Source organism: Devosia sp. Root105, from assembly GCF_001424865.1.
In the GTDB taxonomy this organism is placed as follows: domain Bacteria; phylum Pseudomonadota; class Alphaproteobacteria; order Rhizobiales; family Devosiaceae; genus Devosia_A.
In genome coordinates this window covers 20,831-43,866 of record NZ_LMCR01000012.1, presented here as the reverse complement: position 1 = coordinate 43,866, position 23,036 = coordinate 20,831, and the positions used below count along the sequence as shown (strand labels likewise).

Here is a 23,036-nt window from a genome sequence, read left to right as displayed (position 1 = left end):
GGAGACCGCCGATGAGTGCCGAACTGTGGGGCAGGGTGGATGACTACATCGTCGACCGGCTGGTCGATGAGGATGCAGCACTGGCCGAGGCGCTGCAGGCCAACGCGGCCAGCGGCTTGCGGCCGATCGATGTGTCGGCGGCGCAAGGCAAGTTCCTGCACCTCCTGGTACGGATGAGCGGGGCGAGGCGCGTCCTTGAGGTTGGCACGCTCGGTGCCTACTCGACCATCTGGATGGCCAAGGCGCTGCCGGCCGGCGGCTCGATCATCACGCTGGAATACGAACCGCACCATGCCGAGGTGGCCCGTCGGAACATTGCGCGCGCGGGGTATGCCGGTCGGATCGAGGTTCGCGTCGGCGCCGCGGCGGAGACACTGCCGCTGCTGGCCGCCGAGCAACCCGAACCGTTCGACTTCGTCTTCATCGATGCCGACAAGCCGAGCAACACCGTCTACCTCGACTGGGCCATCAAGCTCGGCCGGCCGGGTACGGTGATCGTGCTCGACAATGTGGTGCGGGATGGCCAGGTGGCCAATGCGGAGAGCCGCGACCCCAACGTGCTGGGCAGCCGCGGTGCGTTCGAACTGATCGCCGCCAACCCCCGGCTCTCGGCCACGGCGCTGCAGACGGTCGGCGCCAAGGGCTATGACGGCTTCGCGGTGATGATCCTCGACTGAAGCCCGAGGAACAGGCGGAGCTCAGGGAGCCGGCTTGTAGCCGACATACTCGGTGTACTGCTCGAGCAGCACCGACCACACCCCGAACGCGGCGTCGAGGTTCTCGCGGGTCACTCCGTACTCGAGATTCACGTCATACTCGATCGCCGCGTCGAGATCGGCATCGAGATAGGCGTTGCCGAAGCGCTTATCGCGATTCCAGGCGTTGAGCGCGTCCATGGTCGGCTTGATGTTGGCAAAGCCCGCGTAGAAGTTGATGTCCTCGCACGCCGCCTCGTCGGTGCAGTTCATGAAGAACACATAATACGGCACACCCTTGATGTTACCGGCGATGCGCGGGTTGCCGTCACCCTGGTTCTCGAGCGTCGCCGCGCCGTAGCCGCGGGCGATCGTCACGATCTCGTCGACCTTGGAGCCATCGACAACGCTTTGCCCGAGCGCCGATGTCGCGGCGAGGGTCCCCAGCGTAACGGTGGCCAAGAGGCGTCCCAGCTTCATCGATTGCTCCCCAACTTGGCTCCGGTGTCGCGCCGACTGTTACACCTTTGTCCCAAGGGGGCCAATGCAGGGCAGGGGGCGCTGCCCCCCGATTCCCGAAAATCGAGGAAAACTACATCGACGATCTGGCGCCAGCCATGCGCTCGCGGCAGATTAGCTCTGCCCTCCGACCCCATCCTGCCCGTGGATGGAAATTCCCCGGATTTCCGGCAGCGTGAGCATCACGTTCCGCTGCAAAGAATCCTTGACGGGGGGACTCACTGACCATATAGAGGCGCAACCTTAGCGGTCGGTCGTGAAGTTCACGCGGGTATCTGCCACCTTGTGCGGGCATCCAGGAACTTCAAACACATCGCCAAAGGCAAGAGACGACGACAAATCTTCGTGCGCATGAACGCCTGGCCAACGCCGGGCGGTCCGCTGCAATGAGAGGCGCTGCTGCCCCGTTAGGGGTGGAATTGGCGCCCTATTGGTTTGTCATCGTCTTTCGCAACGAACTTCGGACCGATGGAAAGAGCGCAATGCCGACCATTAATCAGTTGATCCGCAAGCCTCGGGTATCCAAGCCCAAGCGGAACAAAGTACCGGCGATGGAAGCAAACCCGCAGAAGCGCGGCGTGTGCTCTCGCGTTTATACGACGACCCCGAAGAAGCCGAACTCGGCTCTCCGCAAGGTTGCGAAGGTCCGTCTGACCACTTCGCGTGAAGTCATTTCCTATATCCCCGGCGAAGGCCACAACCTGCAGGAACACTCCGTGGTGCTGATCCGCGGCGGTCGTGTTCGCGATCTGCCGGGCGTTCGCTACCACGTGCTGCGCGGCGTCCTCGACACCCAGTCGGTGAAGGATCGCAAGCAGCGCCGTTCGAAGTACGGCGCGAAGCGGCCGAAGTAAGGAGCATTCCAGATGTCCCGTCGTCACTCCGCTGAAAAGCGCGTCGTCAATCCCGATCCGAAGTTCGGCGATCTCGTTGTCTCCAAGTTCATGAACTCGCTCATGAAGGACGGCAAGAAGTCGGCTGCCGAGTCGATCGTCTATGGCGCCTTTGACATCGTACAGACCAAGCTGAAGCAGGATCCGATCGGCGTGTTCCACACCGCCCTCGACAACATCCGCCCGGCCGTCGAAGTCCGCTCGCGCCGCGTTGGTGGTGCGACCTACCAGGTTCCGGTCGAGGTTCGTACGGACCGTCAGCAGGCCCTGGCCATTCGTTGGCTCATCGAGTCGGCCCGCAAGCGTGGCGAGCACACCATGAAGGAGCGCCTGTCGGGCGAGCTCATGGATGCCGTCAACGGCCGCGGCCAGGCCGTCAAGAAACGCGAAGACACGCACCGTATGGCTGACGCCAACCGTGCCTTCTCGCATTACCGCTGGTAACGGAAGGCTCGCCCAGATGGCCCGCGAATACCCGATCAATCACTATCGTAACTTCGGCATCATGGCTCACATTGATGCTGGCAAGACGACCACGACCGAGCGTGTTCTCTACTACACCGGCAAGTCCCATAAGATCGGCGAAGTCCACGACGGCGCCGCGACCATGGACTGGATGGAGCAGGAGCAGGAGCGCGGCATCACCATCACGTCCGCCGCGACCACCACGTTCTGGAAGGGCCGTGACGGCACCCAGTACCGCTTCAACATCATTGACACCCCCGGCCACGTTGACTTCACCATTGAAGTCGAGCGTTCGCTCCGCGTGCTCGACGGCGCCATCGCGCTGCTCGATGGCAACCAGGGCGTCGAGCCGCAGACGGAAACCGTCTGGCGCCAGGCCGACAAGTACAACGTTCCGCGTCTGATCTTCGTCAACAAGATGGACAAGATCGGTGCCGATTTCTATTTCTGCCTCGATACGCTGGACAAGCGCCTCGGCATCAAGCCGGTCGTCATGCAGCTGCCGATCGGTGCCGAAAGCGACTTCCGTGGCGTTGTCGACCTGATCGAAATGAATGCGCTCGTCTGGCGCAACGAAGAGCTGGGCGCCCAGTGGGACGTCGTCGAGATCCCCGAGGACCTCAAGGCCAAGGCCGCTGAGTACCGCGAGAAGATGATCGAGACCGCCGTCGAGATGGACGATGCGGCCACCGAAGCTTACCTGAACGGCGAAATGCCGGATAACGACACGCTGCGCCGGCTGATCCGCAAGGGCACCTGCGAAGTGAAGCTGTATCCGGTGTTCTGTGGCTCGGCCTTCAAGAACAAGGGCGTGCAGCCGCTGCTGGATGGCGTTATCGACTTCCTGCCGGCTCCGACCGACATTCCCGCGATCCAGGGCATCGACGTCAAGACCGAGGCTCCGATCGAGCGTCACGCGTCTGACGCCGAGCCGCTGTCGATGCTGGCCTTCAAGATCGCCAACGACCCGCACATGGGCTCGCTGACCTTCTGCCGCATCTACTCGGGTCACCTCGAGGCCGGCGCCATGCTGGAAAACACGGTCAAGGAAAAGCGCGAGCGCGTTGGCCGCATGTTCCAGATGCACGCCAACAGCCGTGAGCAGATCAACGAAGCCTACGCCGGCGACATCGTCGCCATCGTTGGCCTCAAGGATACCACCACTGGCGACACGCTGTCTGATCCGAACAACCGGGTCATTCTCGAGCGCATGGAATTCCCGGAGCCGGTTATCGACATCGCCGTCGAGCCGAAGTCCAAGGCCGACCAGGAAAAGATGGGCCTCGCGCTCGCTCGCCTGGCTGCCGAGGATCCGTCGTTCCGCGTCAAGACCGACGAAGAATCCGGCCAGACCATCATCTCGGGCATGGGCGAACTGCACCTCGACATTCTCGTCGATCGCATGCGCCGCGAGTTCAAGGTGGAAGCCAATATCGGCGCGCCGCAGGTGGCGTACCGCGAGGCGATCACCCGCACGGTCGAGCACGACTACACCCACAAGAAGCAGTCGGGTGGTTCGGGCCAGTTCGCGCGCATCAAGTTCCGCATCGAGCCGAATGAGCCGGGCAAGGGTTTCGAGTTCGTCTCGGAAGTCGTCGGCGGCAACGTGCCGAAGGAATACGTGCCGGGCGTGCAGAAGGGCGTGGCTTCCGTCATGGGTTCGGGTCCGATCATCGGCTTCCCGATCGTCGACGTGAAGTTCGCACTGACCGACGGCGCCTACCACGACGTCGACTCCTCGGTCCTCGCCTTCGAAATCGCCGGCCGCGCGGGTTTCCGTGAAGCCATCGAGAAGGCCGCACCGAAGATCCTCGAGCCTATCATGCGGGTTGAAGTTCTGACCCCGGAAGACTATGTGGGCGACGTCATCGGTGATCTGAATTCACGTCGCGGCCAGATCCGCGGCACTGAAGCCCGCGGTATCGCGCAGGTGATCGACGCCATGGTGCCTCTTGCCAACATGTTTGGCTACGTGAACTCGCTCCGCTCGATGAGCCAGGGGCGCGCTCAGTACACCATGACTTTCGACCACTATGAGCAGGTTCCGCAGGCGGTCGCCACCGAAGTCCAGGCAAAGTACGCTTAACGTTTACCCGCTAAGCAAGCGCTTGAATTAAAACTGAAAACTCACGTCGGCTGTTGGCTGACGCATACGGAGAGAAGCGATGGGCAAGGAAAAGTTTTCCCGCAATAAGCCTCACTGCAACATCGGCACCATCGGTCACGTCGACCATGGCAAGACCTCGCTGACCGCAGCGATTACCAAGGTTTTGGCTGAGACCGGTGGCGCGACCTTCAAGGCGTACGACCAGATCGACGCAGCGCCGGAAGAGAAGGCGCGCGGCATCACGATCAACACCGCCCACGTCGAGTACGAGACGACCAACCGTCACTACGCTCACGTCGACTGCCCGGGCCACGCCGACTATGTGAAGAACATGATCACCGGCGCTGCCCAGATGGACGGCGCGATCCTGGTCGTGTCGGCTGCCGACGGCCCGATGCCGCAGACCCGCGAGCACATCCTGCTCGCCCGTCAGGTCGGTGTGCCGGCGCTCGTCGTGTTCCTGAACAAGTGCGACATGGTCGATGATCCGGAGCTCCTCGAGCTCGTGGAACTCGAAGTTCGCGAGCTGCTGTCGTCCTACGAATTCCCGGGCGACGACGTTCCGATCATCAAGGGCTCGGCCACCGAAGCTCTGAACGACGGCAACAAGGAGCTCGGCCATGACGCCGTGCTCAAGCTGATGGCCGCCGTTGACGAGTACATCCCGCAGCCGGCTCGTCCGATCGACCAGCCGTTCCTGATGCCGATCGAAGACGTGTTCTCGATCTCCGGCCGTGGCACCGTGGTGACCGGCCGTGTCGAGCGCGGCATCGTGAAGGTGGGTGAGGAAGTCGAGATCGTCGGCATCAAGGCGACGCAGAAGACGACCGTGACCGGCGTTGAAATGTTCCGCAAGCTGCTCGATCAGGGCCAGGCTGGCGACAACATCGGCGCGCTGATCCGTGGTATCGACCGCACGCAGGTCGAGCGCGGCCAGGTGCTCTGCAAGCCCGGTTCCGTGACCCCGCACACCGATTTCGTGGCTGAGGCTTATATCCTCACCAAGGAAGAGGGTGGCCGTCACACGCCGTTCTTCGCCAACTACCGTCCGCAGTTCTACTTCCGCACCACCGATGTGACCGGCGTCGTTACGCTGCCGGAAGGCACCGAGATGGTGATGCCGGGCGACAACGTGAATATTTCTGTCCAGCTGATCGTGCCGATCGCCATGGAAGAGAAGCTCCGCTTCGCTATCCGTGAGGGTGGCCGTACCGTCGGTTCGGGCGTCGTCGCCAAGATCCTGAAATAAGACCTGGTAATCCAGGGCGCGGCGCGCCGCTACAAACAGCGCGCCGCGTTCCATTTTTCGCTGGGAAAGCAAGATGAACGGTCAAAACATTCGCATCCGGCTCAAAGCCTTTGACCACCGTGTGCTCGACACCTCCACTCGGGAGATCGTCAACACGGCCAAGCGTACGGGTGCGCAGGTGCGCGGGCCGATCCCGCTGCCCACACAGATTGAGAAGTTTACGGTCAACCGCTCGCCGCACATCGACAAGAAGTCGCGCGAGCAGTTCGAGATCCGGACCCACAAGCGTCTTCTGGACATCGTGGATCCGACCCCGCAGACCGTCGATGCTCTGATGAAGCTCGATCTCGCCGCCGGCGTCGACGTCGAAATCAAGCTCTGAGTGACTGAGTTTTCGCGCTGACCATCCAAAGGGTCCTCTTGGACACAATGACCCGGTCAAGCGCCAAAGAGAGAAGGTAACAACCGATGCGTTCTGGTTTGATCGCACAGAAGCTGGGCATGACCCGCCTGTTCTTGGATGATGGCACACACGTCCCCGTGACCGTGCTCGACCTCAAGAATTGCCAGGTGGTTGGCCAGCGCACGCAGGAGAAGGACGGTTACACCGCCCTCCAGCTCGGCGCGGGCACTGTCAAGGCAAAGAATGTCACCAAGGCGGAGCGCGGCCAGTTCGCCGTCGCCAAGGTCGAGCCCAAGCGTCAGGTAACTGAGTTTCGTGTCGATCCTGCGAACCTCATCGAAGTTGGCGCCACCATGCAGGCGGACCACTTTGTCGAAGGTCAGCTGGTCGACGTGACCGGTACCTCGATCGGTAAGGGTTTCGCCGGCGGCATGAAGCGCTGGAACTTCGGCGGCCTGCGTGCCACGCACGGTGTGTCCGTGTCGCACCGTTCGCACGGTTCGACCGGTCAGCGCCAGGACCCCGGTAAGGTGTTCAAGGGCAAGAAGATGGCCGGCCACATGGGCGACCGTCGCGTCACTACCCAGAACCTGAAGGTCGTGCGCACCGATGTGGAGCGCGGGCTGATCATGGTCGAGGGCGCTGTCCCGGGTGCCAAGGGCGCCTGGATCCAGATCAAGGACGCGGTCAAGAAGGCCGCTCCGAAGGGCGCTGCTGTGCCCGGTTCGTTCAAGGCGGCTGTCGCAGCCGTGGCCGAGGAGGCGAAATAATGGAACTCCAGGTCACTACTCTGGACGGCAAGGCCGACGGTTCGGTCACCCTGAAGGACGAGATCTTCGGTCTTGAAGTCCGTCAGGACATCCTGCACCGCATGGTCCGTTACCAGCAGCTCAAGGCGATGGCCGGCACCCACAAGGTGAAGCACCGCTCCGAGATCGCGTACACTTCGAAGAAGTCGATCAAGCAGAAGGGCTCGGGCGGCGCTCGTCACGGCGCCAAGTCTGCTCCGCAGTTCCGCGGCGGCGGCCGGGCCTTTGGCCCCGAGCCCCGCAGCCATGCGATCGAGCTGCCCAAGAAGGTCCGCGCCCTGGCGCTGAAGCATGCGCTTTCGGCCAAGGCCAAGGCTGGCGAACTGGTCATCGTTCCGACCGTCGCCACCAAGGAGCCCAAGACTGCCCAGCTGGTTGCCAAGTTCGGCAAGCTGGAATGGTCGAGTGCTCTGATCATCGACGGCGCCGAGGTGGACAAGAATTTCGCCAACGCGGCCCGCAACATTCCGCAGATCGACGTGCTGCCGGTGCAGGGGATCAATGTCGCTGACATTCTCCGTCGCCATAAGCTCGTTCTGACCAAAGCAGCGCTCGAAGCGCTCGAGGCCCGGTTCGCATGAGCAAGTTCAGCAACTACGACGTGATCCGTAACCCGGTCGTCACCGAAAAGTCGACGATGGCGTCCGAGCACAGCCAGGTCGTCTTCGACGTCGCGATCGATGCCACCAAGGCCGACATCAAAGCCGCCGTCGAGGCGCTCTTTTCGGTCAAGGTCAAGGCGGTCAACACCCTGGTCCGCAAGGGCAAGGTGAAGCGTTTCCGGCAGGAACTTGGCACCCGTAAGGATGTCAAGAAGGCCATTGTCACCCTGGCCGATGGCCAGTCGATCGATATTTCGACCGGCATCTGAGGGGAGAGAGAAGAATGGGTCTAAAAACTTACAATCCGACCTCCCCGGGCCGCCGCCAGCTCATCACGACCGATCGGTCGGAGCTGTGGAAGGGCAAGCCGGTCAAGTCGCTGACCGAAGGTCTGAACCAGTCTGGCGGTCGCAACAACGCCGGCCGTATCACCGCGTACCATCGCGGCGGCGGTCACAAGCGTTCGTACCGTATCGTCGACTTCCGTCGCGTGCGCTTCGAAGAGACGGCGACCGTCGAGCGGCTGGAATATGATCCCAACCGCACCGCCTGGATCGCGCTGATCAAGTACGCGGACGGCGAGCTCGCTTACATCATCGCGCCGCAGCGTCTGTCTGCCGGCGACAAGGTGATCTCGACGCTCGGCACCGCCGACGTGAAGCCGGGCAACGCCATGCCGCTCGAGCGCATGCCGGTCGGCACCATCGTCCACAACGTCGAGATGAAGCCCCGCAAGGGCGGTCAGATCGCCCGTTCGGCCGGTGCCTATGCGCAGTATGTCGGCCGCGACGCCGGTTGGGCGATCCTTCGCCTCAACTCTGGCGAGCAGCGCCGGGTCCACGGTTCGTGCCTCGCCACTGTCGGCGCGGTGTCGAACCAGGATCACTCGAACACGTCGATCGGCAAGGCCGGTCGTAATCGCTGGCTCGGCCGCAAGCCGGTCAACCGCGGTGTGACCATGAACCCGGTCGATCACCCGCATGGTGGTGGTGAAGGCCGTACCTCTGGTGGCCGTCACCCGGTGACCCCGTGGGGCAAGCCGACCAAGGGTAAGAAGACCCGCAGCAACAAGTCGACGGACAAGTTTATCGTCCGCTCGCGTCACGTGAAGAAGGGCCGCTAAGCCATGTCGCGTTCAGTCTGGAAAGGCCCGTTCGTCGACGGCTATCTGCTCAAGAAGGCAGAGACCAGCCGTGCGAGCGGCCGCAACGAAGTCATCAAGATCTGGAGCCGTCGTTCCACGATCCTGCCGCAGTTCGTCGGTCTCACCTTCGGCGTGCACAACGGCCACAAGCATGTGCCGGTGAACGTCCAGGAAGAGATGATCGGCCACAAGTTTGGCGAGTTCGCTCCGACCCGTACGTACTACGGTCACGCGGCCGACAAGAAGGCCAAGAGGAAGTAACATGGGCAAGCCGAAAACTCAGCGGTCGCTCAAGGACAACGAGGCCAAGGCGGTTCTCCGCATGCTTCGTACCTCGGGCATCAAGCTCAACCTCGTGGCTGCGATGATCCGCGGCAAGAAGGTCGACAAGGCTCTCGCCGAGCTGACCTTCTCGCGCAAGCGCATTGCCGGCTCGGTCAAGAAGACGCTCGAGAGCGCCATCGCGAACGCCGAGAACAACCACGGCCTCGACCCGGACAGCCTGGTCGTTGCCGAGTGCTATGTCGGCGACTCCCTGGTGATGAAGCGCTTCATGGCCCGTGGCCGTGGTCACGCTGCCCGCATGGAGCGCCCGTTCTCGAACCTCACCATTGTGGTTCGCCAAGTTGAGGAGACCGCATAATGGGTCAGAAGATCAACCCGATCGGTCTGCGCCTCGGCATCAACCGCACCTGGGACTCGCGTTGGTACGCGAACAAGGGTGAGTACGGTTCGCTGCTCCAGGAAGACCTGAAGATCCGTGAGACGCTGCTTGAAGACCTGAAGCAGGCTGCGGTCTCGAAGATCGTCATCGAGCGTCCGCACCGCAAGTGCCGCGTGTCGATCCACACTGCCCGTCCGGGCATCGTGATCGGCAAGAAGGGCGCTGACATCGACAAGATCCGCGCCAAGGTGAAGAAGTTCACCGACAGCGAAGTGCACATCAACATCGTTGAAGTGCGCAAGCCCGAGACCGATGCCAACCTCGTGGCTCAGGGCATTGCCCAGCAGCTCGAGCGTCGCGTGGCGTTCCGCCGTGCGATGAAGCGTGCAGTGCAGACGGCGATCCGCATGGGCGCCGGCGGCATCCGGGTGAACGTGGGCGGCCGTCTCGGCGGCGCCGACATCGCCCGCACCGAGTGGTACCGCGAAGGTCGCGTGCCGCTGCACACGCTGCGCGCCGACATCGACTACGGCACTGCCGAGGCGAAGACCACCTACGGCATCATCGGCATCAAGGTGTGGGTCTTCAAGGGCGAAGTCCTTGAGCACGATCCGTCCGCTCACGAGCGTCGCGCCACTGAAGGCGGCGGTTCGAACGAGGGTGGTCAGCGTCGCGAGCGTTCCGATCGGGACGATCGTGGTGAGCGCGGCGATCGCCGCGATCGCGCGCCGGCGAACTGAGAAGGCATAGACAAAAATGCTGCAACCAAAACGTACCAAGTTCCGCAAGGCGCATAAGGGCCGCATCCATGGCAATGCCAAGGGTGGCACGGAGTTGGCTTTCGGTCAGTTCGGCCTGAAGTCCCAGGAGCCCGAGCGCGTTACGGCTCGCCAGATCGAGGCGGCTCGCCGCGCGATCACCCGCGAGATGAAGCGCGCCGGCCGCGTCTGGATCCGTATCTTCCCGGACCTGCCGGTTTCCAAGAAGCCGACCGAAGTCCGCATGGGTAAGGGCAAGGGTTCGGTGGAATTCTGGGCGGCTCGCGTCAAGCCGGGTCGCATCCTGTTCGAAATCGACGGCGTCCCCGAGGACGTCGCCAAGGAAGCCCTGCGCCTCGGCGCGATGAAGCTTCCGATCATCACGCGGGTCGTCACCCGCATTGCGGATTGATCGCCATGGCACGTGCACCGAAGAAAAAAGTTGAGGCCAAGAGCGCCAACGGCGCCGCCGACCTCCGCGCCAAGACCCCCGATGAGCTGAAGGATCAGCTGCTCGGCCTGAAGAAAGAGCAGTTCAACCTGCGGTTCCAGCGCGCTACCCAGCAGCTGGAAAAGCCGACCGAGGTCAAGAAAGTCCGCCGCGAAATCGCGCGGGTGAAGACCATCCTCGGCGAAAAAGCCGCAGCGAAGTAAGGAGCAACCGATGCCCAAGCGCGTTTTGCAGGGGACTGTGGTCTCCGACACCAATGACAAGACCGTGGTGGTGCGGGTCGACCGTGCGTTCACCCACCCGGTGATGAAGAAGACCGTGCGCCGGTCCAAGAAGTACCACGCTCACGACGAAGCCAATGTGGCCAAGGTCGGGGACGTCGTCTGGATCGAAGAGTCGGCGCCGATTTCGAAGAACAAGCGCTGGGTCCTGAAACCCTCCGCGTAAACCGGAATTTAGGGCTCGCCGAGTAGGCAGACCCCGAAACTGAAAAAGGCATCAAGCCATGATCCAGATGCAGTCCAATCTCGACGTTGCCGATAATTCCGGCGCGCGTCGTGTCATGTGCATCAAGGTACTCGGCGGTTCGCACCGCAAGTACGCCTCGGTGGGCGATATCATTGTTGTCTCGGTCAAGGACGCGATCCCGCGTGGCCGTGTCAAGAAGGGCCAGGTGATGAAGGCCGTCGTTGTGCGCACCGCATTCCCGGTTCGCCGCGCCGATGGCACCGTCATCCGCTTCGACCGCAACGCGGCCGTGCTGATCAACAACCAGGCCGAGCCGATCGGTACCCGTATCTTCGGGCCGGTGCCGCGCGAGCTGCGTTCCAAGAACCACATGAAGATCATTTCGCTTGCGCCGGAGGTGTTGTGATGGCGGCCAAGATTAAGAAGGGCGACAAGGTCGTCATTCTCGCCGGCAAGGACAAGGGCAAGACCGGTCAGGTCACCCAGGTGTTCCCCGATGCGACCAAGGCCACCGTGCAGGGTCTGAACCTTGTGCGTCGCCACACCAAGCAGACCGCGAGCCAGGATGCGGGCATCTTCACCAAAGAAGCCCCGATTCACCTGTCGAACCTCGCGATCGCCGATGCGAACGGCAAGCCGTCGCGCGTCGGGTTCAAGATCAACGCCGACGGCACCAAGGTGCGCGTCGCCAAGTCGACCGGGGACACGATCGATGGCTGATACCGTCTATATCCCGCGTCTCCGTGCTCAGTACGACGAGACCATCAAGGCGAACCTGATCAAAGAGTTCGGCTACAAGAACGTCATGCAGGCCCCCAAGCTCGACAAGATCGTGCTGAACATGGGTGTCGGCGAGGCGGTGAACGACACCAAGAAGGTGAAGTCGGCAGCTGCCGATCTCGAGAAGATCGCCGGCCAGAAGCCCGTCATCACCCACGCTCGCAAGTCGATCGCAGGCTTCAAGGTCCGCGAAGAGATGCCGCTTGGCGTGAAGGTGACGCTCCGCAAGGCGCGCATGTATGAGTTTCTCGACCGCCTGGTGAACATCGCTCTGCCGCGAGTTCGCGACTTCCGCGGCCTGAACCCGAATTCCTTTGATGGTCGTGGCAACTACGCCCTGGGCATCAAGGAACACATCATCTTCCCCGAGATCAATTTCGATCAGATCGATCAGACCTGGGGCATGGACATCATCGTGTGCACGACCGCGCGCACCGACGACGAAGCCCGGGCGCTGCTCAAGGCTTTCAATTTCCCCTTCCGGCAGTAACGGAAGAGAGAAGGACGAGACATGGCAAAGACCAGCTCCATCGAAAAGAACAACAAGCGCAAGCGCCTTGCCAAGCAGCTGGGTCCCAAGCGGGCCAAGCTCAAGGCAGTGGTGATGAACCAGAGCGTCTCGCTCGAGGAGCGCTTCGCGGCGCAGCTCAAGCTTGCCGCGCTGCCGCGTAACTCGGCTGAGAACCGCGTGCATAACCGCTGCGAGCTCACCGGTCGTCCGCGTGGCTACTATCGCAAGCTCAAGCTCAGCCGTATTGCCCTGCGTCAGCTCGGCAACCTCGGGCTGATCCCGGGCCTTGTGAAGTCGAGCTGGTAAGGAGACGAAGACAATGAGCCTTACTGATCCGATCGGCGATATGCTGACCCGCATCCGCAACGCGCAGATGCGCCGTCGCGATGTCGTCCAGACCCCGGCGTCCACCCTGCGTGGCCGTGTGCTCGACGTGCTGAAGTCGGAAGGCTTCATCCGCGGCTACTCGGAAAGCAAGATGGACAACGGCGTTGCCCAGTTCGACATCGAGCTGAAGTATTCCGACAACGCTCCGGTGATCCGCACCATCGAGCGCGTCTCGCGTCCTGGCCGTCGCGTCTATGCGTCGGTCAAGAACATCCCCTCGGTTGCCAATGGCCTCGGTGTGTCGATCCTGTCGACCCCCAAGGGCGTGATGGCCGATCATGAAGCTAAAGCCCAGAACCTGGGTGGCGAGGTACTCTGCCGCGTCTTCTAAGGCTCGTTGCCTTGAAGGCGTCGGTGTGACGATTACTCCGAAGGAAGTAGAAAAGAATGTCCCGTACAGGCAAAAAGCCGATTGCTCCGGTCAGTGGCGTCACCGTCACGATCAGCGATCGCCAGGTCACCGCAAAGGGGCCGAAGGGCGAGCAGTCGCTGACGCTCATGGATATCGTGAACGCCAAGCAGACCGATGACGGCATCGTCATCGAGCCCGCTAACGAGAGCAAGGAAGCTCGGGCTGCCTGGGGGACCACCCGCGCGCTGATCAACAACATGGTGATCGGCGTCAGTGCTGGCTTCGAGAAGAAGCTGCAGATCCAGGGCGTTGGTTATCGCGCCGCCATGCAGGGCAAGGATCTGAAGCTGTCGCTCGGCTTCAGCCACGAAGTGGTGTTCAACACGCCGGCTGGCATTACCCTCGCGGCGCCGACGCAGACCGAAGTGGTCGTGACCGGCTCGGACAAGCAACTGGTTGGCCAGGTGGCCGCCGACATTCGCGGTTGGCGTCCGCCGGAGCCCTACAAGGGCAAGGGTGTGCGTTATGTGGGCGAGTACATCGCCCGCAAAGAAGGCAAGAAGAAGTAAGGAGCGCACGAGATGCCCATCAGCCTCAAAGGTGCGGACCGCCGCAAGGCCCGAGTTCGCAAGGCGCTCAAGGCTAACGCCAATGGCCGCCCGCGTCTGTCCGTGCACCGTTCGGACAAGAATATTTACGCCCAGATCATCGACGACGCATCCGGCCGCACGCTTGCTGCCGCTTCGACCGTCGATAAGGACGTCAAGGCCAAGGTCAAGAACGGCTCGACCGCCGAGGCCGCAGCCACTGTCGGCAAGCTGATTGCCGAGCGTGGTCTCGCTGCCAAGGTGTCGACGGTCGTGTTCGATCGTGGTGCCTACCTCTACCATGGCCGCGTCAAGGCCCTTGGTGATGCGGCCCGCGAAGGCGGCCTGCAGTTCTGATCCGGCGACAAAGGAAAATTCGATGAGAGACGTTCAAGAGCGCGATAGCGAATTCGTCGACCGGCTGGTTCACATCAACCGCGTCGCCAAGGTTGTGAAGGGTGGCCGTCGTTTCGGCTTCGCCGCCCTGGTTGTGGTTGGTGATCAGAAGGGCCGCGTTGGCTTTGGTCACGGCAAGGCGCGTGAAGTGCCTGAGGCCATCCGCAAGGCGACCGAGCAGGCCAAGCGCCAGATGATCCGCGTTCCGCTGCGCGAAGCCCGTACGCTGCACCACGATGTGGTCGGCCACCACGGCGCCGGCAAGGTCATCCTGCGTGCCGCCGTTCCCGGCACCGGCATCATCGCCGGCGGCCCGATGCGCGCGGTGTTCGAGACCCTTGGGGTCAACGACATCGTGGCGAAGTCGCAGGGCACCGCCAATCCCTACAACATGGTGCGGGCCACCTTCGATGCGCTGAAGCGTGTTGATAGCCCGCGTTCGGTCGCCGCCCGTCGCGGCCTGAAGGTCTCGGACCTCCAGGCTCGCCGTGGCGAGACCGTCGAAGCCTGATTAGGGCTTGGGAGTTAGAACTATGGCCGACAAGACCGTCACCATCGAGCAGATCGCCAGCCCGACGCGCCGTCCGCAGGATCAGCGCGCCACCCTTATCGGTTTGGGGCTGAACAAGATCCGCAAGCAGTCGACCCTCAAGGACACCCCCGAGGTCCGCGGCATGATCCGTAAGATCCCGCACCTCGTGCGCGTCGTCGACGCCAAATAAGGGACGAGAACAATGACTCGTTTGAACGAACTCCGGGACAACCCGGGCGCCAATAAGAAGCGCGTGCGCGTCGGTCGTGGTATCGGCTCGGGCGTCGGCAAGACCGGTGGTCGCGGCGGTAAGGGCCAGACGGCTCGCTCCGGCGTCGCCATCAACGGCTTCGAAGGCGGCCAGATGCCGCTGCACATGCGTATGCCGAAGCGCGGCTTCAACGCTCTGAATCCCAAGAAGTGGAACCAGCTGCGTATCGACCGCATCCAGAACTACATCGACAGCGGCAAGCTGGACATCAAGGGCGTGGTCGATGCGGCCGCTCTCGTGAAGGCCGGCGTGATCCGTCGCGAGCTCGATGGCGTGCGGCTGATCGGCAGCTCCGGTTTCACTGCCAAGAAGGTGACCTTCAAGGTTGCTCACGCGACCAAGGGCGCGCTCGCTGCTATTGAAGCAGCCGGCGGCAAGGTCGATATGCCTCAGGCAGAAGTGAAGGCTGACGCCTAAGAGCGCCTGGCCCCATTCTAAAGGGAGCGACTATGGCGTCCGCAGCCGAACAGCTGGCCAAGAATCTGAACTTCGGGACCTTCGCGAAAGCGAAGGCCCTTCAGCAGCGCATCTGGTTCACACTGGGTGCGCTTCTCGTTTATCGGCTCGGGACTTACATTCCGGTGCCCGGTATCGACCCTGATGCCTATGCCGCGACCTTCCAGCAGGCGCAGCAGGGCATTTTCGGCATGTTCGACATGTTTGCCGGCGGCGCCGTGCAGCGCATGGCGATTTTCGCGCTGAACCTCATTCCCTACATCACCGCATCCATCGTGGTGCAGGTCATCACCACGGCGTCGCCGCGCCTCGAAGCTCTCCGCAAGGAAGGCGAGAGCGGCCGTCGCAAGATCAACCAGTACACGCGCTATCTCGCCGTGCTGTTCTGCACCGTGCAGGCCTATGGCATCGCCATCGGTCTCGAGGGCAGCCAGGGCGTCGTGATCGATCCGGGTTGGTTCTTCCGTCTTTCGACCGTCATCACGCTGGTCGGCGGCACCATGTTCCTGATGTGGCTGGGTGAGCAGATCACCTCGCGCGGCATCGGTAACGGCATATCGCTGATCATCTTCGCCGGTATCGTGGCGAACTTGCCGGCGACTGTGGTGCAGACGCTCGAACTGAGCCGTACCGGCGCTCTGCCGACCCCCTGGGTCGTCGGCCTCCTGGTCATCGCGGTCGTCGTCATCGGCGTGATCGTGTTCTTCGAACGCGCCCAGCGCCGGCTGCTGATCCAGTATCCGAAGCGCCAGGTCGGCAACAAGATGTTCCAGGGCGATACCTCGCACCTGCCGCTGAAGCTCAACACCGCGGGCGTTATCCCGGTGATCTTCGGCTCGTCCCTGCTGCTGCTGCCGGCCACCATTGCGTCGTTCGCGGCGCAGGGTGATGCGCCGCAGTGGCTGTCGGTGACGGCGGCGCTGCTCGGTCGCGGCCAGCCGCTCTATCTGGTGCTGTTCGCAGTCCTGATCATCTTCTTCGCCTTCTTCTACACCTCGATCGTCTTCAACCCGACCGACACCGCGGACAATCTGAAGCGCTCCGGCGGCTTCATCCCCGGCATCCGTCCGGGCGAGCGGACGGCGACCTATATCGACTACGTGCTGACCCGCATCACGGTGATCGGTGCCCTCTATCTGACCGTCGTGGCGCTCATCCCCGAGATGATCCACAGCCAGCTCAATGTCAGCCAGTTCATCGGCGGTACCTCGCTGCTGATTATCGTGACGGTGACGCTGGATACGGTGACCCAGGTGCAGAGCCACCTGATCGCCCAGCAGTACGAAGGCCTGGTGAAGCGGTCGCGCCTTGGGGGCAAGCGTAAATGAGGCTGATCCTTCTGGGACCTCCGGGCGCCGGTAAGGGCACGCAGGCAAAGGTGCTGATCGATAGCTACGGGATCCCGCAGCTTTCGACCGGCGACATCCTGCGCTCGGCCATCGCCGCCAAGACCCCGATGGGTCTGGCCGCCAAGGAGATCATGGATCGCGGTGACCTCGTCTCGGACGAGATCGTCAACGGCATCGTCTCCGAGCGGCTCGACCAGGATGACTGCAAGGCCGGCTTCGTGCTCGACGGCTTCCCGCGGACCATCCCGCAGGCCGAGGCGCTCGACCAGATGCTGGGCGACAAGGGCATGCAGCTGGACGCGGTGATCGAGATCACCGCCGACGCCGATGTGCTCGTTGGGCGGATCGCCAAGCGGGCCAAGGAATCTGGTGTTGCTCGTGGCGACGACAACGAGGAGGTGCTTCGCAACCGCCTCAGCGTCTATCGCGAGCAGACCGCGCCGCTGGTCGAGTTCTACCGCGGCAAAGGCCTTCTGAAGTCGGTCGACGGCATGCAGCCGGTCGACGATGTCACGGCGGCCATCCGCCGGGCCGTGCATAACTAGTATACCTCGGGGCAGGGGCTCTGCAGTTGACTCTGCGGGACCTTGCCCTTATGAACCGCGCCAGTCTCATGGATTATCGGGCTGGATTCGGTTCCTCAAAGAGTGGGGAGCGGAATTCCGGTCCCTTGTCGTTATCAAACGGGCAGCCTGAGCTGCCGACTATAGGAGAGCGGACGTGGCCCGTATTGCTGGCGTCAATATTCCGACCAACAAGCGCGTGGTTATCGCGCTTCAGTACATCCATGGGATCGGCGCGAAGTTCGCCCAGGAGATCACCGAGAAGGTTGGTATCCCGGCCGAGCGTCGTGTGAACGACCTGACCGACGCTGAAGTGATCCAGATCCGTGAAGCGATCGATCGCGACTACGTCGTCGAGGGCGATCTGCGCCGTAACGTGGCGATGAACATCAAGCGGCTCATGGACCTCGGTAACTACCGTGGTCTGCGTCACCGCAAGGGCCTGCCGGTCCGTGGTCAGCGTACCCACACCAATGCCCGTACCCGCAAGGGTCCGGCCAAGCCGATCGCCGGCAAGAAGAAGTAATCCGGGTCGCGGAGCACCTCTCCGCCGTCCTGATGTAGCTGCTGGAACTACGGCAGCGTCGATATCGAACTGAGGAAACAAATTGGCAAAAGCTGAAGCCGCACGCGTTCGTCGTAAAGAGCGCAAGAATATCACCAATGGCGTTGCGCACGTGAATGCGTCGTTCAACAACACCATGGTCACCATCACCGATGTGCAGGGCAACACCATCTCCTGGTCGTCCTCGGGCGTGATGGGTTTCAAGGGTTCGCGCAAGTCGACCCCGTATGCCGCCCAGGTTGCGGCTGAAGACGCGGCCAAGAAGGCCCAGGAACACGGCATGAAGACCCTCGAGGTCGAAGTGCGCGGTCCTGGCTCGGGCCGTGAGTCGGCGCTTCGTGCGCTGCAGGCTGCTGGCTTCAACGTCACCAGCATTCGCGATGTCACCTCGATCCCGCACAACGGTTGCCGGCCGCGCAAGCGTCGCCGCGTCTAACCTCCGTTACGGTAGATCTCCCGGCGCGCCCCTCGCGCCGGGATAGGTACATTGCATAGCGGACAGGCGGTTAGGCGGACCGCCCATTTGAAAGGACACCACCGTGACCATCCAGCGGAACTGGCAGGAACTCATCAAGCCGACCAAACTGGACATCGTTTCGGGCAGCGATAGCGTGCGGACGGCCTCGGTCGTTGCGGAGCCGCTTGAGCGCGGCTACGGCCTGACGCTCGGCAACGCTCTGCGTCGCGTGCTGCTCTCATCGCTCCAGGGCGCGGCCGTTACCGCGATCCAGATTGACGGCATCCTGCACGAATTCTCGTCGCTTCCTGGCGTGCGTGAAGACATTACCGACCTCGTGCTCAACGTCAAGGAAATCGCCCTCAAGATGGGCGGCGAAGGTCCGAAGCGTCTGACCCTGACCAAGCAGGGCCCTGGTGCCGTCGTTGCCGGCGACATCAAGGTTACCGGCGATATCGAAGTGCTGAACCCCGACCTGGTGATCTGCCACCTCGACGACGGCGCCGAGATCAACATCGAGTTCACCGTCAACACCGGCAAGGGGTACGTCCCGGCCGACAAGAACCGTCCCGACGACGCTCCGATCGGCTACATCCCGGTCGACGCGCTGTTCTCCCCGGTTCGCCGTGTCTCCTACAAGGTGGATGCGACCCGTGCCGGCGAGAGCCTCGACAAGGACAAGCTGACCCTGACCGTCGAAACCAATGGCGCCATCTCGCCGGAAGACGCGGTGGCTTACGCCGCGCGTATCCTGCAGGACCAGCTGTCGGTGTTCGTCAACTTCGAAGAGCCGACCAAGGAAAAGACCCAGGACACCGTCCCGGAACTGGCCTTCAACCCGGCGCTGCTCAAGAAGGTCGACGAGCTCGAGCTCAGCGTCCGTTCGGCGAACTGCCTGAAGAACGACAACATCGTCTATATCGGCGATCTGATCCAGAAGACCGAAGCCGAGATGCTGCGCACGCCGAACTTCGGCCGCAAGTCGCTCAACGAAATCAAGGAAGTGCTGGCTCAGATGGGCCTGCACCTCGGGATGGACGTGCCGAACTGGCCGCCTGAGAACATCGACGATCTGGCCAAGCGCTACGAAGACCATTATTAAGCAGGCCAACCGGAGCGTTTTCAGGAAAAGTTGCAGACTTTTCCATCTCGAAAGCGCGACAACCCAATACGTGGATCACTTCAGCGAAGTGATCCACAGCACTAACCGCCCGTCGTGAGACGCCCGGGCCTTAGGGAGTAACAAAATGCGCCACGGTAATTCGAACCGTAAGCTCAACCGGACCTCTGCACATCGCAAGGCCATGTTCGCCAACATGTCGGCTTCGCTGATCAAGCACGAGCAGATCGTGACCACCTTGCCCAAGGCCAAGGAACTGCGTCCGATCGTCGAGAAGCTGATCACGCTGGGCAAGCGCGGCGACCTGCATGCCCGCCGCCAGGCCATCGCCCAGATGCGCGATGAGACCCAGGTGCAGAAGCTCTTCGCCACCATCGGTCCGCGCTACAAGGATCGTAACGGCGGCTATATCCGCATCCTCAAGGCCGGCTTCCGCTATGGCGACAATGCCGCTCTGGCGGTCATCGAGCTGGTCGATCGCGACGTCGACGCCAAGGGCCTCGACTCGGGTCCGGTCGAGGCGCGCGAGATCGACGACGAAGCCGCCGCGGCGTAAGCCCGAGGTATTCGGTAGAGATCAAAGGCGGTCCGGTTCTCCGGGCCGCCTTTTCGTTTGACCACGGAACGTAATCCACGCCGTAATGGCGCAAGTACTCGATTGGGGAGAGTGGAATGTCGGATCAGGGCCTCATCCTCGTCACCGGCGCGACCGGTTTCGTCGGCAAATGGACGGTGCTGGAGCTGCTGAAGGCCGGCCACCGCGTGCGCGGCACGGTGCGCTCGCTGGGGCGCTCCGAAGAGGTCCGGGCGACACTGCTGGGCGAACTGGGGCAGGAGCCGCTTGACCGCCTGGAACTGGTGGAAGCGGATCTGCTCGACGACAAGGGGTGGGCCGAGGCGATGCAGGGCGTCGCCACCGTCATGCATATCGCCACTGCCATCCGCGCCGATGAACCGAAGGACCAGAGCCTCGTGATCCGCCCGGCGCTCGAGGGCACCCAGCGGGTGTTCCGCTTCGCCAACGACGCCGGCATCAAGCGCATCATCATGACCTCGTCGATCGCCACGGTCGGCTACGGCCACGGCCAGACCAGCGGTCGTCGCGTCTACGACGAGACCTACTTCACCAATCTCGACAACATGCGCTGGACCTGGGCCTATTGCATCGGCAAGACCAAGGCGGAGCAGTTCTCCTGGGATTTCGTGAAGCAACACGGCATCAGCCTCACCACCGTCCACCCGGGTGCCATTATCGGGCCGGCGCTCGATAAGGATGCGAGCATCTCGCTGCAGATGGTGTCAGGCCTGCTCAATGGCTCGACACCGGCCATGCCCTCGAACGGCTTCTCGATCATCGATGTGCGCGACGTGGCGGCGCTGCATCTCGCCGCCCTCGACAAGCCCGAGACTGCCGGCCAGCGCTATCTCGCCACGGCCGAGTATGTGCCATTCCCCGAGGTCGGCAATATCCTGCGCGCCGCCCACCCGGCATGGAACGTCACCAGCAAGACCGTGCCGGACTGGATCATCAAGCTGATCGCCTCGTTCGGTGGGCCGGCGCGCCAGATCATCAACGACATCGGCAATGAGAAGGTGTTCGACGGCTCGAAAGGTGAGAAGCTGCTCGGCCGCAAGTTCATTTCCGCCAAGGATTCGATCCTCGCCACCGCAGACAGCGTCATCCGCCTCGGACTGGTGAAACAGAAGACCTCCTGACGTGCCCACCACAGAGCTGATCGACGATCTCCGCGCCGCCGTCGGGCGCCGCTACCTCATCACCGGCGATCGGCAGACCGAGCGCTATCGCCGCGGCTTCCGCTCGGGCGAGGGGGATGCCATCGCCGTGGCCAAGCCCGGCACACTGCTGGAGCTGTGGCGGGTGCTCGAGGCGACGGTCCGACACGACGCCATCGTCATCATGCAGGCCGCCAATACCGGCCTCACCGAGGGTTCGACGCCCAGCGGCCACTATGATCGTCCGGTGGTCGTGGTGAACACGCTGCGGCTTGCCGATATCCAGCTGCTCGACGGCGGCAAGCAGATTGTCAGCTTCCCCGGCAGCACGCTCGACAAGCTCGAGAAGCTGCTGAAGCCGATCGGCCGGCTGCCGCACTCGGTGATCGGCTCGTCCTGTCTCGGCGCCTCGATCGTTGGTGGCGTCTGCAATAACTCCGGCGGCTCGCTGGTGCATCGCGGTCCCGCCTACACCGAGCTGTCGCTGTTCGCCCAGCTTGGCGCCGACGGTCGGCTGGAACTGGTCAATCACCTCGGCATCGAGCTCGGCAATAGTCCCGAGGAGATCCTCGGTCGCCTGCAGTCGGGCGGCTACTCGGCCGAGGACGTGCAGCACAATGTCGGCCTCGCCTCGGACCGGGAGTATGCCGAGCGGGTGCGCCAGATCGATGAGCCGACCGCCGCGCGCTTCAACGCCGATCCGCGACGCCTGCACGAGGCCTCTGGCAGCGCCGGCAAGCTCGCCGTGTTCGCCGTCCGGCTCGATACGTTCGAGAAGCAGGGCGCCGAGCAGGTGTTCTACATCGGCACCAACGATGTCGCAGTGCTGACCCGGCTCCGCCGCGAACTGCTCAGCTTGAACGCGTTACCGGTGGCCGGTGAATACATGCATCGCGACATGTTCGATGTCGCCCGTAGCCACGGCAAGGATACCTTCCTCGTCATCCAGCGCTTCGGCACCGAGGTAATGCCGACCTTCTTCAACCTGAAGGGCAGGGTGGACGCCACCCTCAACAAGCTGCCGCTGCTGCCCAAGCAGCTCTCCGACCGCATCCTGCAAGGGCTGAGCCACCTGTTCCCCGAGCACCTGCCGCAGCGCCTGCTCGCGTATCGCGATCGCTACGAGCACCACCTGATGCTGCGCATGTCGGGCGACGGCATCGTCGAAGCCGAGGCGCTGCTGGACCGGGTGTTCGCCGACGGGGCCAATGGCGGGTATTTCAGGTGCACGCCCAAGGAGGGATCCCAGGCTTTCCTCCATCGCTTCGCCGCAGCGGGCGCCGCCATCCGTTATGCGCTGATGCATGAGAAGACCTCGGGCGGCCTGCTGGCGCTCGATATCGCGCTCCGCCGCAACGATCACGACTGGTACGAGCAACTGCCTCCGGCGATCGACAGCCAGCTCAAGCTGAAGCTCTACTATGGTCACTTCCTCTGCCACGTCTTCCACCAGGATTACGTGCTGGCGAAGGGCGCCGATCCGCACCAGGTGAAGGATGCCATGCTGGCCGTGCTCGACCAGCGCGGGGCGCAATATCCGGCCGAGCACAATGTCGGCCACGTCTACGCGTCAAAACCAGAGCAGCAGGCCTTCTTCCGGGCGCTCGACCCGACCAACAGCTTCAACCCCGGTATCGGCGACGACTCCAAGCACCGGCACTATGCCGACGACCATCTCCACTATGACCACGCCCATTGAGGGGTAGGCGGGCGCTCATCGGCCACCCCCGGCTAGCCCAACTCCAGGAC

General features: G+C 62.8%; 35 protein-coding genes. 34 read left to right on the top strand and 1 reads right to left on the bottom strand.

What is annotated here, in order from left to right:
- Window positions 1-11: 11 nt before the first annotated feature.
- Entirely contained in the window at window positions 12-677 is a 666-nt protein-coding gene (locus ASC68_RS08830) for an O-methyltransferase (protein ID WP_055877940.1), read from the top strand.
- Between the two features lie 21 nt (window positions 678-698).
- Here ASC68_RS08830 and ASC68_RS08825 read toward each other — a convergent pair whose 3' ends face one another.
- Complete coding sequence (locus tag ASC68_RS08825; protein WP_055877938.1) at window positions 699-1,175, bottom strand: YbjN domain-containing protein; 477 nt, start codon at window positions 1,173-1,175, stop codon at window positions 699-701.
- Between the two features lie 521 nt (window positions 1,176-1,696).
- Between ASC68_RS08825 and rpsL the strand changes: the two genes are divergently transcribed.
- The 33 genes from rpsL to dld all read left to right on the top strand — a co-directional run bounded on the left by rpsL (window position 1,697) and on the right by dld (window position 22,986).
- Entirely contained in the window at window positions 1,697-2,068 is a 372-nt protein-coding gene (gene rpsL, locus ASC68_RS08820; RefSeq protein ID WP_055049779.1) for a 30S ribosomal protein S12, read from the top strand.
- A gap of 12 nt (window positions 2,069-2,080) precedes the next feature.
- A complete protein-coding gene (gene rpsG, locus ASC68_RS08815) occupies window positions 2,081-2,551 on the top strand; it encodes a 30S ribosomal protein S7 (RefSeq protein WP_055877935.1) in 471 nt (156 codons plus the stop codon).
- A 16-nt stretch (window positions 2,552-2,567) separates the two neighbouring features.
- Window positions 2,568-4,658 carry an elongation factor G gene (gene fusA / locus ASC68_RS08810; protein WP_055877934.1) on the top strand — a complete coding sequence of 697 codons (2,091 nt, stop codon included), beginning with the start codon at window positions 2,568-2,570 and terminating at the stop codon, window positions 4,656-4,658.
- Between the two features lie 79 nt (window positions 4,659-4,737).
- Window positions 4,738-5,928: an elongation factor Tu gene (gene tuf, locus ASC68_RS08805; protein ID WP_055877931.1), complete on the top strand. Its 1,191-nt coding sequence runs from the start codon at window positions 4,738-4,740 to the stop codon at window positions 5,926-5,928.
- Between the two features lie 73 nt (window positions 5,929-6,001).
- Entirely contained in the window at window positions 6,002-6,310 is a 309-nt protein-coding gene (rpsJ, locus tag ASC68_RS08800; RefSeq protein WP_055049780.1) for a 30S ribosomal protein S10, read from the top strand.
- An 86-nt stretch (window positions 6,311-6,396) separates the two neighbouring features.
- Window positions 6,397-7,101, top strand: a complete 705-nt coding sequence (rplC, locus tag ASC68_RS08795) for a 50S ribosomal protein L3 (protein ID WP_055877928.1) — start codon at window positions 6,397-6,399, stop codon at window positions 7,099-7,101.
- The gene (gene rplD, locus ASC68_RS08790; RefSeq protein WP_055877925.1) at window positions 7,101-7,721 is read left to right on the top strand and encodes a 50S ribosomal protein L4; all 621 of its coding nucleotides are present in this window, start codon (window positions 7,101-7,103) and stop codon (window positions 7,719-7,721) included. The genes rplC and rplD overlap by 1 nt, the downstream gene beginning before the upstream one ends.
- Entirely contained in the window at window positions 7,718-8,011 is a 294-nt protein-coding gene (locus tag ASC68_RS08785; RefSeq protein WP_055877922.1) for a 50S ribosomal protein L23, read from the top strand. Before rplD ends, ASC68_RS08785 begins: the two co-directional genes overlap by 4 nt.
- A 14-nt stretch (window positions 8,012-8,025) precedes the next feature.
- On the top strand, window positions 8,026-8,865 hold the full coding sequence (rplB, locus tag ASC68_RS08780) for a 50S ribosomal protein L2 (RefSeq protein WP_055877921.1): 840 nt from the start codon (window positions 8,026-8,028) through the stop codon (window positions 8,863-8,865).
- Between the two features lie 3 nt (window positions 8,866-8,868).
- A complete protein-coding gene (gene rpsS, locus ASC68_RS08775; RefSeq protein WP_055049075.1) occupies window positions 8,869-9,147 on the top strand; it encodes a 30S ribosomal protein S19 in 279 nt (92 codons plus the stop codon).
- Window position 9,148: 1 nt separating this feature from the next.
- Window positions 9,149-9,529, top strand: a complete 381-nt coding sequence (gene rplV, locus ASC68_RS08770) for a 50S ribosomal protein L22 (protein ID WP_055877918.1) — start codon at window positions 9,149-9,151, stop codon at window positions 9,527-9,529.
- Window positions 9,529-10,290 carry a 30S ribosomal protein S3 gene (rpsC, locus tag ASC68_RS08765; RefSeq protein ID WP_055877916.1) on the top strand — a complete coding sequence of 254 codons (762 nt, stop codon included), beginning with the start codon at window positions 9,529-9,531 and terminating at the stop codon, window positions 10,288-10,290. Before rplV ends, rpsC begins: the two co-directional genes overlap by 1 nt.
- Before the next feature lie 16 nt (window positions 10,291-10,306).
- Complete coding sequence (gene rplP / locus ASC68_RS08760; RefSeq protein ID WP_055877912.1) at window positions 10,307-10,720, top strand: 50S ribosomal protein L16; 414 nt, start codon at window positions 10,307-10,309, stop codon at window positions 10,718-10,720.
- A gap of 5 nt (window positions 10,721-10,725) precedes the next feature.
- Window positions 10,726-10,962: a 50S ribosomal protein L29 gene (gene rpmC, locus ASC68_RS08755; protein ID WP_055877910.1), complete on the top strand. Its 237-nt coding sequence runs from the start codon at window positions 10,726-10,728 to the stop codon at window positions 10,960-10,962.
- A gap of 10 nt (window positions 10,963-10,972) precedes the next feature.
- Window positions 10,973-11,206, top strand: coding sequence for a 30S ribosomal protein S17 (gene rpsQ / locus ASC68_RS08750; protein WP_055877908.1), 234 nt, complete (start codon window positions 10,973-10,975; stop codon window positions 11,204-11,206).
- 58 nt (window positions 11,207-11,264) lie between these two features.
- Entirely contained in the window at window positions 11,265-11,633 is a 369-nt protein-coding gene (rplN, locus tag ASC68_RS08745; RefSeq protein WP_055877905.1) for a 50S ribosomal protein L14, read from the top strand.
- A complete protein-coding gene (rplX, locus tag ASC68_RS08740) occupies window positions 11,633-11,947 on the top strand; it encodes a 50S ribosomal protein L24 (RefSeq protein ID WP_055877903.1) in 315 nt (104 codons plus the stop codon). The genes rplN and rplX overlap by 1 nt, the downstream gene beginning before the upstream one ends.
- A complete protein-coding gene (rplE, locus tag ASC68_RS08735; protein WP_055877900.1) occupies window positions 11,940-12,497 on the top strand; it encodes a 50S ribosomal protein L5 in 558 nt (185 codons plus the stop codon). The genes rplX and rplE overlap by 8 nt, the downstream gene beginning before the upstream one ends.
- Before the next feature lie 21 nt (window positions 12,498-12,518).
- Window positions 12,519-12,824 carry a 30S ribosomal protein S14 gene (gene rpsN, locus ASC68_RS08730; RefSeq protein WP_055877897.1) on the top strand — a complete coding sequence of 102 codons (306 nt, stop codon included), beginning with the start codon at window positions 12,519-12,521 and terminating at the stop codon, window positions 12,822-12,824.
- A gap of 13 nt (window positions 12,825-12,837) precedes the next feature.
- Window positions 12,838-13,236 (top strand): 30S ribosomal protein S8, encoded by a 399-nt coding sequence (rpsH, locus tag ASC68_RS08725; protein WP_055877895.1) that lies wholly within the window; start codon window positions 12,838-12,840, stop codon window positions 13,234-13,236.
- 56 nt (window positions 13,237-13,292) lie between these two features.
- Window positions 13,293-13,826 (top strand): 50S ribosomal protein L6, encoded by a 534-nt coding sequence (rplF, locus tag ASC68_RS08720; RefSeq protein WP_055877892.1) that lies wholly within the window; start codon window positions 13,293-13,295, stop codon window positions 13,824-13,826.
- Between the two features lie 12 nt (window positions 13,827-13,838).
- Window positions 13,839-14,201, top strand: a complete 363-nt coding sequence (rplR, locus tag ASC68_RS08715) for a 50S ribosomal protein L18 (RefSeq protein WP_055877891.1) — start codon at window positions 13,839-13,841, stop codon at window positions 14,199-14,201.
- A gap of 22 nt (window positions 14,202-14,223) precedes the next feature.
- Window positions 14,224-14,751: a 30S ribosomal protein S5 gene (gene rpsE, locus ASC68_RS08710; protein ID WP_055877888.1), complete on the top strand. Its 528-nt coding sequence runs from the start codon at window positions 14,224-14,226 to the stop codon at window positions 14,749-14,751.
- Window positions 14,752-14,773: 22 nt separating this feature from the next.
- Window positions 14,774-14,962 carry a 50S ribosomal protein L30 gene (rpmD, locus tag ASC68_RS08705; RefSeq protein ID WP_055877885.1) on the top strand — a complete coding sequence of 63 codons (189 nt, stop codon included), beginning with the start codon at window positions 14,774-14,776 and terminating at the stop codon, window positions 14,960-14,962.
- Between the two features lie 12 nt (window positions 14,963-14,974).
- Complete coding sequence (gene rplO, locus ASC68_RS08700) at window positions 14,975-15,460, top strand: 50S ribosomal protein L15 (RefSeq protein ID WP_055877882.1); 486 nt, start codon at window positions 14,975-14,977, stop codon at window positions 15,458-15,460.
- Between the two features lie 32 nt (window positions 15,461-15,492).
- Complete coding sequence (gene secY / locus ASC68_RS08695; RefSeq protein ID WP_055877880.1) at window positions 15,493-16,827, top strand: preprotein translocase subunit SecY; 1,335 nt, start codon at window positions 15,493-15,495, stop codon at window positions 16,825-16,827.
- Window positions 16,824-17,393 carry an adenylate kinase gene (locus ASC68_RS08690; protein ID WP_055877877.1) on the top strand — a complete coding sequence of 190 codons (570 nt, stop codon included), beginning with the start codon at window positions 16,824-16,826 and terminating at the stop codon, window positions 17,391-17,393. The genes secY and ASC68_RS08690 overlap by 4 nt, the downstream gene beginning before the upstream one ends.
- Window positions 17,394-17,568: 175 nt before the next feature.
- Window positions 17,569-17,937, top strand: coding sequence for a 30S ribosomal protein S13 (gene rpsM / locus ASC68_RS08685; RefSeq protein ID WP_055877873.1), 369 nt, complete (start codon window positions 17,569-17,571; stop codon window positions 17,935-17,937).
- A gap of 82 nt (window positions 17,938-18,019) precedes the next feature.
- Window positions 18,020-18,412 carry a 30S ribosomal protein S11 gene (gene rpsK / locus ASC68_RS08680; protein WP_055877870.1) on the top strand — a complete coding sequence of 131 codons (393 nt, stop codon included), beginning with the start codon at window positions 18,020-18,022 and terminating at the stop codon, window positions 18,410-18,412.
- 103 nt (window positions 18,413-18,515) lie between these two features.
- Complete coding sequence (locus ASC68_RS08675; protein ID WP_055877867.1) at window positions 18,516-19,535, top strand: DNA-directed RNA polymerase subunit alpha; 1,020 nt, start codon at window positions 18,516-18,518, stop codon at window positions 19,533-19,535.
- A 145-nt stretch (window positions 19,536-19,680) separates the two neighbouring features.
- Window positions 19,681-20,109 (top strand): 50S ribosomal protein L17, encoded by a 429-nt coding sequence (gene rplQ / locus ASC68_RS08670; protein WP_055877864.1) that lies wholly within the window; start codon window positions 19,681-19,683, stop codon window positions 20,107-20,109.
- A gap of 116 nt (window positions 20,110-20,225) precedes the next feature.
- Window positions 20,226-21,269: an NAD-dependent epimerase/dehydratase family protein gene (locus ASC68_RS08665; protein ID WP_055877861.1), complete on the top strand. Its 1,044-nt coding sequence runs from the start codon at window positions 20,226-20,228 to the stop codon at window positions 21,267-21,269.
- A 1-nt stretch (window position 21,270) separates the two neighbouring features.
- Complete coding sequence (gene dld / locus ASC68_RS08660) at window positions 21,271-22,986, top strand: D-lactate dehydrogenase (RefSeq protein ID WP_055877857.1); 1,716 nt, start codon at window positions 21,271-21,273, stop codon at window positions 22,984-22,986.
- Window positions 22,987-23,036 lie beyond the last annotated feature (50 nt).

What these genes read in the sequence shown, in the direction of transcription:
- ASC68_RS08830 (WP_055877940.1), top strand. Translation starts at nt 12, where the DNA reads ATGAGTGCCGAACTGTGGGGCAGGGTGGATGACTACATCGTCGACCGG.
- ASC68_RS08825 (WP_055877938.1), bottom strand. Translation starts at nt 1,175, where the DNA reads ATGAAGCTGGGACGCCTCTTGGCCACCGTTACGCTGGGGACCCTCGCC.
- rpsL (WP_055049779.1), top strand. Translation starts at nt 1,697, where the DNA reads ATGCCGACCATTAATCAGTTGATCCGCAAGCCTCGGGTATCCAAGCCC.
- rpsG (WP_055877935.1), top strand. Translation starts at nt 2,081, where the DNA reads ATGTCCCGTCGTCACTCCGCTGAAAAGCGCGTCGTCAATCCCGATCCG.
- fusA (WP_055877934.1), top strand. Translation starts at nt 2,568, where the DNA reads ATGGCCCGCGAATACCCGATCAATCACTATCGTAACTTCGGCATCATG.
- tuf (WP_055877931.1), top strand. Translation starts at nt 4,738, where the DNA reads ATGGGCAAGGAAAAGTTTTCCCGCAATAAGCCTCACTGCAACATCGGC.
- rpsJ (WP_055049780.1), top strand. Translation starts at nt 6,002, where the DNA reads ATGAACGGTCAAAACATTCGCATCCGGCTCAAAGCCTTTGACCACCGT.
- rplC (WP_055877928.1), top strand. Translation starts at nt 6,397, where the DNA reads ATGCGTTCTGGTTTGATCGCACAGAAGCTGGGCATGACCCGCCTGTTC.
- rplD (WP_055877925.1), top strand. Translation starts at nt 7,101, where the DNA reads ATGGAACTCCAGGTCACTACTCTGGACGGCAAGGCCGACGGTTCGGTC.
- ASC68_RS08785 (WP_055877922.1), top strand. Translation starts at nt 7,718, where the DNA reads ATGAGCAAGTTCAGCAACTACGACGTGATCCGTAACCCGGTCGTCACC.
- rplB (WP_055877921.1), top strand. Translation starts at nt 8,026, where the DNA reads ATGGGTCTAAAAACTTACAATCCGACCTCCCCGGGCCGCCGCCAGCTC.
- rpsS (WP_055049075.1), top strand. Translation starts at nt 8,869, where the DNA reads ATGTCGCGTTCAGTCTGGAAAGGCCCGTTCGTCGACGGCTATCTGCTC.
- rplV (WP_055877918.1), top strand. Translation starts at nt 9,149, where the DNA reads ATGGGCAAGCCGAAAACTCAGCGGTCGCTCAAGGACAACGAGGCCAAG.
- rpsC (WP_055877916.1), top strand. Translation starts at nt 9,529, where the DNA reads ATGGGTCAGAAGATCAACCCGATCGGTCTGCGCCTCGGCATCAACCGC.
- rplP (WP_055877912.1), top strand. Translation starts at nt 10,307, where the DNA reads ATGCTGCAACCAAAACGTACCAAGTTCCGCAAGGCGCATAAGGGCCGC.
- rpmC (WP_055877910.1), top strand. Translation starts at nt 10,726, where the DNA reads ATGGCACGTGCACCGAAGAAAAAAGTTGAGGCCAAGAGCGCCAACGGC.
- rpsQ (WP_055877908.1), top strand. Translation starts at nt 10,973, where the DNA reads ATGCCCAAGCGCGTTTTGCAGGGGACTGTGGTCTCCGACACCAATGAC.
- rplN (WP_055877905.1), top strand. Translation starts at nt 11,265, where the DNA reads ATGATCCAGATGCAGTCCAATCTCGACGTTGCCGATAATTCCGGCGCG.
- rplX (WP_055877903.1), top strand. Translation starts at nt 11,633, where the DNA reads ATGGCGGCCAAGATTAAGAAGGGCGACAAGGTCGTCATTCTCGCCGGC.
- rplE (WP_055877900.1), top strand. Translation starts at nt 11,940, where the DNA reads ATGGCTGATACCGTCTATATCCCGCGTCTCCGTGCTCAGTACGACGAG.
- rpsN (WP_055877897.1), top strand. Translation starts at nt 12,519, where the DNA reads ATGGCAAAGACCAGCTCCATCGAAAAGAACAACAAGCGCAAGCGCCTT.
- rpsH (WP_055877895.1), top strand. Translation starts at nt 12,838, where the DNA reads ATGAGCCTTACTGATCCGATCGGCGATATGCTGACCCGCATCCGCAAC.
- rplF (WP_055877892.1), top strand. Translation starts at nt 13,293, where the DNA reads ATGTCCCGTACAGGCAAAAAGCCGATTGCTCCGGTCAGTGGCGTCACC.
- rplR (WP_055877891.1), top strand. Translation starts at nt 13,839, where the DNA reads ATGCCCATCAGCCTCAAAGGTGCGGACCGCCGCAAGGCCCGAGTTCGC.
- rpsE (WP_055877888.1), top strand. Translation starts at nt 14,224, where the DNA reads ATGAGAGACGTTCAAGAGCGCGATAGCGAATTCGTCGACCGGCTGGTT.
- rpmD (WP_055877885.1), top strand. Translation starts at nt 14,774, where the DNA reads ATGGCCGACAAGACCGTCACCATCGAGCAGATCGCCAGCCCGACGCGC.
- rplO (WP_055877882.1), top strand. Translation starts at nt 14,975, where the DNA reads ATGACTCGTTTGAACGAACTCCGGGACAACCCGGGCGCCAATAAGAAG.
- secY (WP_055877880.1), top strand. Translation starts at nt 15,493, where the DNA reads ATGGCGTCCGCAGCCGAACAGCTGGCCAAGAATCTGAACTTCGGGACC.
- ASC68_RS08690 (WP_055877877.1), top strand. Translation starts at nt 16,824, where the DNA reads ATGAGGCTGATCCTTCTGGGACCTCCGGGCGCCGGTAAGGGCACGCAG.
- rplQ (WP_055877864.1), top strand. Translation starts at nt 19,681, where the DNA reads ATGCGCCACGGTAATTCGAACCGTAAGCTCAACCGGACCTCTGCACAT.
- ASC68_RS08665 (WP_055877861.1), top strand. Translation starts at nt 20,226, where the DNA reads ATGTCGGATCAGGGCCTCATCCTCGTCACCGGCGCGACCGGTTTCGTC.